This window comes from Micromonospora sp. NPDC005194 (assembly GCF_040608335.1).
In the GTDB taxonomy this organism is placed as follows: Bacteria; Actinomycetota; Actinomycetes; order Mycobacteriales; family Micromonosporaceae; genus Micromonospora.
This window is the reverse complement of record NZ_JBEXIA010000006.1, coordinates 217,108-225,548: the sequence shown is the minus strand read 5'-3', so window position 1 is coordinate 225,548 and position 8,441 is coordinate 217,108. Positions and strand designations below refer to the sequence as shown.

The following is an 8,441-nucleotide window of genomic DNA, read 5'->3' as shown; positions in this document are numbered from 1 at the left end:
CCAACAACCACACAGACCTACAGCTTCCACGCCGAAATCACACTCTTCGAGAAAGGACTTGCCTCCCGCTCACGGCGCTAAACGCAACGGCGTTGTCGTTGATGTAGTGGCCTCGGGGGCACGGCGAGGCCACTACTTCCTGGATCGAGCGCGACCTTGGGGAGTGTCGCCGTTGGGCGAGCCATCTCCTGTTGAGCGGTATACCTGTGAGTCATAAAAATGACTCACAGGTATACCGCTCAACACAGCAAGTGGCTCCGGTCGAGTGGGGCGTCCCGCACAGGAGGTCGGCAGGTCTTGGGCCTGCGGGCTGTGTCGGAGACGCCGCTGGCCCGGCGTCCGAGGTGGCGGACGACGGGCCAGCGGGTGTGCCGGGCGTGATCGGCCCGGTGGTCGGCTCGGAGCGGGTCAGCTCCGGGCCGAGGCTCGCGATGGGTCAGCGGCTCGCAGGGGTCAGCGGCTCGCAGGGGGTCAGCGGCTCGCAGGGGGTGAGAGGCCGGCGCGGGCGGCGACGGCGGTGTCCGGGTGGTCGCTGAAGACGCCGTCCAGACCCAGGCCGAGGAAGAGTTCGTACTCGGCCGTGATGTCGCCGCGCGCGTTCGGGTCGGTGCCGATCCGGAAGTCCACGGGGAGGAACTGGTTCTCCGCGCGGAACGTCCAGGCGTGCACGAGCAGCCGCTCGCGGTGCGCGTCACGCACCACGTTCGTCGGGGCGAGCAGCTTGCCGGCGGCGTCGCGGGGCACGATCAGGTTCTTGTTCGCCCCGATGCCGTCGGCGTACCCGGCGATCCACTTCAGGCCAGCCGCCGTGGCGAGGTCCTGGTAGCTGCGGGTGTCGCCGGCGACGGTGAAGTCGTACGGACGGCCGGTGGCGTCGAGCAGCTGAACGAGCTTCACGTCGGTCATCCGGCTCAGGCGACGCAGGTTGGCCGTCTCGAACGACTGGATGAAGACCGGCGAGTTCCGGTGGTCCAGCTTGTTCTGCCGCAGCACCTTCAGCAGCGGCTCCTCCAGCGGCAGGCCGATCGACGTGAAGTAGGTCGGGTGCTTGGTCTCCGGGTAGATGCCGATGGTGCGGCCCCGTGCCCGCCCCTCGGTGCGAGCGAGGTCGATGACCTCCTGGAGGGTGGGCACCTCGAAGCGTCCGTCGAAGGCGGTGTTCGCCACGCGGACCTGCGGCAGCCGCTCCTTGGCCCGCAGCGTCTTCAGCTCGGCCAGGGTGAAGTCCTCGGTGAACCAGCCGGTCACGGCGACCCCGTCGATGGTCTTCGTCGTCTTCCGGCCGGCGAACTCCGGGTGCGTCGACACGTCGGTGGTGCCGGAGATCTCGTTCTCGTGTCGGGCGACCAGGACACCGTCGAAGGTGGACACCAGGTCCGGCTCGACGTAGTCGGCACCCATCCGGATCGCCAGCCGGTACGCCTCCAGGGTGTGCTCCGGCCGGTAGCCGCTGGCGCCCCGGTGACCGATGACGATCGGCCGGTCGTTGCCTCGGGCGCGGTCGACCCCGGTCGAGGGGTCGGCGGCGGCCAGGGTGGGCACGGCCACGGCGGTGGCGGCGAGCAGCGCGCCGGCCACACCGAAAATCGAGAGGGTACGTCGCAACGCCGTCTCCTGTCATCGAGGGATGTCGCAGACAGCAGACCGCCCGCGATTGACCGGAAGTTGGTCGATGACTGGCCGGCAGGTGAATCTCCGGAATGGGCGTTCCCACTCGGGCGGCCACCCGGAAAAGGAAGATTGTCTGGTGCGCCGGTTACTCCGCAACCCCGTGCGGCTGGTGCCGCTGGGGTTCCTGGTGCCGATCCTGCTCGGCACCGCGCTGCTGCTGGCGCGCTGGTCGACCATCCAGCACCAGCGTCCGCCCCTGGTCACCGCCCTGTTCACCGCCACCTCGGCGGTGTCCGTCACCGGCCTGGCGGTCACTGACACCCCCAACTACTGGTCCGGTTGGGGCCTGGTGGTGATCACCCTGCTCACCCAGCTCGGTGGTCTCGGCATCCTCACCGTCGCGGCGCTGGTCATCCTCGTGGTCTCCCGCCAGCTCGGGCTGCGCAACCGGCTGCTGGTGCAGGCCGAGACGGCGGAGTTCGGGGTCGGTGACGTGGCCCGGCTGCTGCGCCGGATCGCGGTCACCGTCTTCGCGTGCGAGGCGGTGATGACCGCGCTGGTCGCCGGCCGCCTCTGGTGGGCGTACGACTACACGCCCGGTCGGGCCCTCTGGTCCGGCGTGTTCCACGCCGTCCAGGCGTTCAACAACGGCGGCTTCTCGCTCTACTCGGACGGGCTGCTGGCCTTCGACCGCGATCCGTGGGTGTCGTTGCCGCTGGCGTTCGGCGCCATCGTCGGCGGGCTCGGGTTTCCGGCCCTGTTCGAGGCCGTGCGCGAGTGGCGCAGGCCGGCGGGCTGGGCGGTGGCGACCAAGCTGACCATCTGGGGCAGCGTGGCGCTGCTGATCCTCGGCGTCGTCGGCCTGCTCGCCGCCGAGTGGACCAACGTCAGCACCATCGGCTTGTACGACGCCGAGGGCAAGGTGCTCGCGTCCTTCACCCAGATCGCGTTGAGCCGTACCGGTGGCTTCAACGTGCTGAACATCACGGACCTGCAGGAGGAGAGCTACCCGCTGCTGATCGTGCTGATGTTCATCGGCGGCGGCAGCGCCAGCACGGCCGGTGGAATCAAGGTGTCCACGTTCTTCCTCCTGGCGTTCACCATCTGGGCGGAGCTGCGCGGCGAGCCCGACGTGACGGTCGGGCACCGCCGGGTGGCCACCGCCAGCCAGCGGCAGGCCATCACCGTGGCCCTGCTCAGCGTCGCGCTGGTCACGGCCGGAACGATGCTCCTGTTGCTGCTCACCGAGGGCGTGCGGTTCATCGCCGCCCTGTTCGAGGTCACCTCCGCGTTCAGCACCACCGGGCTGACCATCGGCCTGGCCAGCGAGTTGCCGCCCAGCGGCCAGGTGGTGTTGACCGTGCTGATGTTCATCGGCCGGGTCGGGCCGCTGACCCTCGGGTCGGCGATCGCCCTGAACACCCGGCGCAGGCTCTATCGCTATCCCCAGGAACAACCCATTGTCGGCTGACGAGAAGGAGGGTCGAGGTGTCGGCGAGACGATCGGACGGCAGCGGCATCGTGGTGATCGGGCTGGGTCGGTTCGGGTGCCACCTGGCCGGCGCTCTCACCCGGATGGACCGTGAGGTGCTGGCCATCGACCGCGACCCGGATCAGGTGCAGCGCTTCTCGACCCAACTCGACCGGGTGGTCCAGGCGGACACGACCGAGGAGGGCGCCCTGCGGCAGCTCGGCGTCACCAGCTTCGGCCGGGCCGTGGTGGCCATCGGGGCCTCGGTGGAGGCGAGCGTGCTCACCGTGCTGGCGCTGGTCGAGCTGGGTCTGCCGCAGATCTGGGCCCGCGCCACCTCGCAGAAGCACGCCAAGATCCTGTCGTCGGTGGGCGCGCACCACGTGATCTTTCCGGAGGCGGAGACCGGGGACCGCGTGGCCCACCTGATCGTCAGCCGGCTGCTCGACTTCATCGAGTTCGACGACGACTTCGCGATCGCCACCGTCCGTGTGCCACAGTCGCTGGCCGGTCGTACCCTGCTCGACCTGCGCCCGGAGGAGCGTTACGGGGTCCGGGTGATCGGCGCGAAGGTGCCGGGTGAACGCTTCCGGTACGCCTCGGACGACACCGAGCTGCAGCAGGGCGGGGTGCTGGTCGTGGAGGGTGGGATCGACCAGGTGCAGCGGTTCGCGGGGCGACGCTGACGCCTCATTTGTGGTGCGCGGCGCGCTTATGGGGCGCCTTCACCCTTTTCCCGGACCACCCGGCCCCTTGGCGTCGGTCGGCTTCGCGTGCTCCTTCGCGGGGGCCTTGGCGGGCTTCGGGGGCTTGGGCTTCGGCGCGGCACCGCCGGAGCCGCTGCGTACCGTCGTCTTCTTGGTCGGTGCCTTCGTCGGGGCCTTCGTCGGGGCAGCCTTGCTCGGCGGGGCCGTGGACGGGGTCGTCCCGGCCACCCCGGAGACGCGTACCCTGCAGGTCGCGTCGCCGAGCCGGAACTCCACCGGCAACGGGTTAGCCCCCTTGTACGTCCCGGCGAGGGTGAGCTTCTCGGCCGCGCCCGGCGCCAGAATCGTCCGCTGCGCAGCGGGCCGGATCTGCACCGATCCGCCCTGCTGCTGCACCGGGGCGGGCTCCGCCTTCGTCACCGTCTGTTGGCCGGGGAACGTGAAGTTCATCGTCCAGTCGCGCAGCTCGCGGTCACCGGTGTTGGTCAGGGTCAGCTCGGCGGTGAAGTCCTTGCCGGAGTCGGTGCGCAGCGCGTACGCCACCTCGCAGGGGGCCGTCTCGGGCAGGCCCATCCGCGCCTCGGTCGTGGGCCGGTCCTCGCCGCTGGCGGGGCTGCGGGAGGTGAACCCCCACATCGCCCCGGTGACCGCGATCAGCCCGACGGCTGCCACCCCGGCCTCCACCCGCCGCCGCCGCCGGTTCACCCGTCGGTCGCGGCTGCGCCGGGTACGCGAGAGCGGAAGCGCGTCCGTCTCCGCCGACCAGGGCAGGATCGTGGTGCCGGCGTTGGCCAGCTCGGCGGGATCCAGCGGACCGGCCGCCGGCGACACCGGCACCGCCGCCAGCATGCCGGCCGCCTCGGCGAGGGTGCGGGCCAGCTCGGCGGTGGTCGGCCGGTCGGCGGGGCGCTTGGCCAGGCAGCGCCGCACCAGGTCGGTCACCGCGTCGGGCAGTCCGGGCACCGCCGGCATCGGGTCCGGGTCGCTGTACATGTGCGCACGCAGCATCTGCGTGGTCGTGTTCGCCTCCCACGGCAGCCGGCCGGTGAGCATCCGGTAGAGCAGCAGCCCCACGGCGTACACGTCGGTGGCCGGGGAGACCTGGCCGTTGTCCAGCCGCTCCGGCGCGAGGTACGCGGGCGTGCCGAGCAGCGCGCCGTCCGGCCCCTTCTCGCTCTCCCCGACCAGCGCGGAGATGCCGAAGTCGACCACCTTCACCCCGGTCGAGGTGAGCATGACGTTGCCCGGGGTGACGTCGCGGTGCACGACCCCGCGAGCGTGCGCGGTGGCCAGCGCCGAGCTGACCTCCGCGCCGATGGTCACCGCCGCACGCCACGGCAGCCGCACCTCCCGGCCCAGTCGGCCGGCCAGCGAACCGCCGTCGACAAGCTCCATCACCACGTACGGCACGGTGATGCCGACCTGGTGGGACTCGCCGTAGTCGTACACGTTGGTGATGTTGGGGTGGCAGAGCCGCGCGGCGGCCTGCGCCTCGATGCGGATCCGGTGCCGGAAGGCCCGGTCGCTGGCCAGCCGCGAGGCCAGCACCTTCACCGCGACCTGGCGGCCCAGCACCTCGTCGTAACCGCGCCAGACCACCGACATGCCGCCCGCGCCGAGCTGCTCGATGAGCCGGTACCGCTCATCGAGGAGTTGTGCGCCGTTCCGGTCCCCACCGCCCATGGTGGCCGTTGTTGCCCGCAGGAGACCGGGCTACACCTGAAGGATCGGAATCGGTCAGGAATATCACCCGTTCAGGCGGTCGCCAGCAGTTGGTCCACCGGGGCGTAGTCGTCGGTCAGCACCGTCGCCTCCCCGACGAATTCCGTGAGGCCCGCGCCGGAGAGCAGGCTGACGCTCCGGTCGACCTCGTCGAGGCGGGCGCGGACGGCGGCCAGCGGCAACGGCGCGTCGGAGCCGACGATGAGGAAGTTGCTGCCCCGCTCCTCGGCGAGCGCCTCCGGCGGGGCGATCAACGCGACGTGGGTGAACTCGGCGGCCACCGTGGCCAGCTCGGCGCGGATGAACCGCAGCGGCGGGTAGTCGATGACGTTCTGCACGTACACGCCGCCGGGGCGGGTCACCCGCCGGATCTCGGCGGCCATCTCCCGGGTCGCCAGGTGCCAGGGCACCACCAGGTGACCGAACGCGTCGCCGACGACCAGGTCGCGGCTGTCCGCCGGCTCACCGGCGACCAGCATGCGGGCGTCGCCCACCACCGTTCGCAGGCCCGGCCCCGGGCGTACGCCCAGTTCCCGCTCGCCCAGCTCGACGAGCCCGCCGTCGATCTCGAACACCACGTTGTCGGTGCCCGGTCGGGTGGCGCTCAGGTACGTCGGCACGGTGAACCCGCCGCCGCCCAGGTGCAGCGCGTCCAACCGCTGCCCGGCCGGCGCGACCACGTCGGCGACCGCGCCGATCCACTTGGTGTACGCGTACTCCAGGTGTTTCGGGTCGGCCAGGTCGACGTACGAGTGCTGGGCCGAGTTGAGCAGCAGCGTCCGGCCGCTGGGCCGGAGCGGGTCCGTGGTGACCCGGGCGCAGTGGTACGCGGTCTCGATGTCGCACGGGTTCGGCGCGACGGTGGTCAGCCCCGCCCCGAGCAGGCCGAGGACGGCCAGCGCGGCCCGGGTACGGGCCGGACCGGGCAGGTCGGTGCGCGCCTGCCGCCGCAGATACCACCCCAGGCCGATGCCGGCCAGCCCGAGCGCCACCGCCAGCGACAGCAGGATGACCGTGCTGGGCAGGGCGGCGACCAGCACGAACCCGGTGAGCAGGGTGGCGGTGATGCCGCCCAGGGTGCCGATGCCGGACAGCCGGCCGACCACCTGGCCGGTACGACGCAGGTCGGCGAGCTGGAGCTTCACCACCAGCGGGGTGACCGCGGCCAGCAGCGCCGCCGGCACGAACACGGCGAGCGCCACCAGCAGCAGGATGGCGCTGGCCGCCCCGCCCCGCAGGACCTCCCCGGCGTAGCGCACCACGGGCAGGGTCACTGCGGTGGCGATCCCGGCCAGCACCAGGGCGGGCGCCAGCAGGCCGCGTGGGTCACGCCGGTCGGCGAGCCAGCCGCCGGCCCAGGCCCCGTACGCGATCGCGGCCAGCGCGATGCCGATGACCGAGCTGGTCACCTGGAGGGTCACCCCGACGTACGGGCCGACCAGGCGCAGCGCGACCGTCTCCAGCACCAGCACGGCGCCGCTTGCGAAGAAGACCAGGAAGGCGGCCAGGCCGCCGGGCAGCGCCCGGCCGGTGACCGGCACGGACGGGCCCGAGGAGACCGGCGTGGTCGCGACGTCGGACGGTGGGGAGCTCATCGTCGCGATGGTACGCAGCGAAGCGGGCGCTTCGGGTCAGTACATCGAAAGATGAACATGGTTTGTGTGGCTGGCGGCCGGGCTGCCGCTGCCGCTGTACGACCGCCAGCCCGTGCCCGGATGCCAGATCTGCCGGTACCAGATCACGTAGAGCACACCCAGTCGGTCGGCGTTGCGCACGTGCCAGGCGGCGAGGCTGTCCCCGTACGCCTTGTCGCCGCCGGTCGCGTTCTTGTCCTCGAAGCCGTTCGTGGCGGCCGAGAAGTCGCAGGCCCGCCCCTTTGGGTGCTCGCCGCCGCCGCCCTCACGCTTGCAGGAGACGTGCCGCTTGTAGCCGGCGGCCTGGGTCTGCTTGAGCGCGTTGAGGGTGCGCGGGGTGATGCAGCCCGAGGTCGTCGGGTCCTTCACCGAGCAGGACTCCGACGGCCAGGACCCGTCGGAGTTGCGCGGCGCGGGCTTCGCCGACGTGGAGCTGCCGCCGCTGAAACCGTTGCTGCTGCCCGAGCTGACCTCGGCGAGAGCCGCCTCGGCCTCCTTCTTCTTCTTCGCCATCACGGCGAGCTGCTTCTGCTGCTCACGGACCTCGGTGTCGATGGCGATCTTGGCCTGCTGGGCCTGCTGCCGGGCCTCGGTGAGATCGCGCAGCCGCTTGCTGTCCCGCTGGGCCATCAGGTCGAGGTCGGCGGCCCGTTGCAGGAACGCCTGCGGGGTGGCGGTGTTGAGCAGCATCGCCGTCGGGGTGAGCCGACCGGCCCGGTACGACTGCGCGGCCACCTCGCCGACCTGGGCGGTGAGCCCGACCAGCCGAACCTCGACGGCCTTCAGCTCGCCGGTCAGCGCCGTCTGCCGGCGCTTGGAGTTGTCCAGCTTGGCCTTGGCCTCGATGTGACCCTTGGCGGTCAGCTCCAGCGCGTCCTGCAGCTTCTTGGTGCCGCCCTCACCGGGCTCGGCGTACGCGGGCACCCCGCCGGCGAGCACCAGCGCGACGGCGGTGAGCAGAGGGAGCAGTACGCGGCGAACGCGCCGCTGGCTGAGCCTGGTCCTGGGCACGACAGCGTCCTTCCGTCGACCGCCGGCCCCCGGTGACCTCTGCGCGGCGGCGTCCCCGCCGGCGCCGGTCGGCGGCCTGCTGGCGGAGACCGCCGGTCACAATACCGGAACGCGCGCCGGTGACCAGCCCCGCGAGCGCCCGCCGGCCCCAGTGTCGACACAGCGTGCCGCCGTCGTCGCGCACTGCGCGCCGATGCCGCGCTGGCCGTCGTCGCACACCGGGCGGAGACGCCCCACGGCCGTCGTCGTCGACGGCCTGGAGTCGCGGCGCGGACGTCCGTCACA

Annotated in this window: 6 protein-coding genes; 2 read left to right on the top strand and 4 right to left on the bottom strand. The window is 71.8% G+C overall.

The features are described from left to right. Positions 1-471: 471 nt before the first annotated feature. On the bottom strand, positions 472-1,605 hold the full coding sequence (locus ABZU53_RS07805; RefSeq protein ID WP_355064569.1) for a glycerophosphodiester phosphodiesterase: 1,134 nt from the start codon (positions 1,603-1,605) through the stop codon (positions 472-474). Between the two features lie 142 nt (positions 1,606-1,747). Between ABZU53_RS07805 and ABZU53_RS07800 the strand changes: the two genes are divergently transcribed. Continuing rightward, positions 1,748-3,082 (top strand): potassium transporter TrkG, encoded by a 1,335-nt coding sequence (locus ABZU53_RS07800; protein ID WP_355064567.1) that lies wholly within the window; start codon positions 1,748-1,750, stop codon positions 3,080-3,082. Between the two features lie 17 nt (positions 3,083-3,099). Next, positions 3,100-3,768 (top strand): TrkA family potassium uptake protein, encoded by a 669-nt coding sequence (locus ABZU53_RS07795; protein ID WP_355064565.1) that lies wholly within the window; start codon positions 3,100-3,102, stop codon positions 3,766-3,768. A gap of 39 nt (positions 3,769-3,807) precedes the next feature. On the opposite strand, the gene ABZU53_RS07790 is transcribed toward ABZU53_RS07795, so the two are convergent. The 3 genes from ABZU53_RS07790 to ABZU53_RS07780 form a co-directional block, all read right to left on the bottom strand. Then, positions 3,808-5,472 (bottom strand): serine/threonine-protein kinase, encoded by a 1,665-nt coding sequence (locus tag ABZU53_RS07790; RefSeq protein ID WP_355064563.1) that lies wholly within the window; start codon positions 5,470-5,472, stop codon positions 3,808-3,810. A 71-nt stretch (positions 5,473-5,543) separates the two neighbouring features. After that, positions 5,544-7,106 carry a fused MFS/spermidine synthase gene (locus ABZU53_RS07785; protein WP_355064561.1) on the bottom strand — a complete coding sequence of 521 codons (1,563 nt, stop codon included), beginning with the start codon at positions 7,104-7,106 and terminating at the stop codon, positions 5,544-5,546. Between the two features lie 36 nt (positions 7,107-7,142). Beyond that, a complete protein-coding gene (locus tag ABZU53_RS07780) occupies positions 7,143-8,156 on the bottom strand; it encodes a hypothetical protein (protein WP_354854432.1) in 1,014 nt (337 codons plus the stop codon). Positions 8,157-8,441: the final 285 nt, after the last annotated feature.

Excerpts from the sequence above, each read along its gene's own strand:
- ABZU53_RS07790 (WP_355064563.1), bottom strand. The coding sequence starts at position 5,472 with ATGGGCGGTGGGGACCGGAACGGCGCACAACTCCTCGATGAGCGGTAC.
- ABZU53_RS07785 (WP_355064561.1), bottom strand. The coding sequence starts at position 7,106 with ATGAGCTCCCCACCGTCCGACGTCGCGACCACGCCGGTCTCCTCGGGC.